At 60.4% G+C, this 449-nt stretch carries 1 protein-coding gene; it reads left to right on the top strand.

The window, feature by feature from the left end:
- Window positions 1-447, top strand: a 447-nt coding sequence (locus tag IU459_RS37630) for an MspA family porin (protein ID WP_195134320.1), incomplete at its 5' end; no start/stop codon positions are given.
- Window positions 448-449 lie beyond the last annotated feature (2 nt).

Below are 449 nucleotides of genomic sequence, written 5' to 3' on the forward strand. Positions count from 1 at the left end.
TGGGTTTCGGGGAATGCCATTGCCGATGTGGCTGTGACGCCGGAGGGCGAGATCGGCCCGAACAACGGTCCGACCGGGAATCCTGGGACCAACAACTCTTCGACCCATGGTGCTTCGCAGTTGAGCACTGGTTACATCGTGGGTTGCCAGATCAGCATTGCCGACGACGCGATCTCCGCGGGTGTGTCCGGGAGTGTGAACCTCAGTGGGGCGAGCGCTGGTGGTTCGATCGGTATCAACCTCGGCCCGGGCGAGGTGAAGTTCGTTCAGATCGATTACAAGGACATCCTGAAGCCGGGTGTGTACTCGGTGGAGTATCAGGATGCCGAGATTCAGATCCAGGGCTGCGCGGGTTACGCGCAGGCGCGTTCGTACACGGTTGTCGAGATCATCGGCGATCACTACTCGAAGACCACCCTCTACGGGATGCCGTTCAGCATCGGCTGACG

Origin of the sequence: Nocardia amamiensis (assembly GCF_015477605.1) — a bacterium.
Lineage (GTDB): Bacteria > Actinomycetota > Actinomycetes > Mycobacteriales > Mycobacteriaceae > Nocardia > Nocardia amamiensis_A.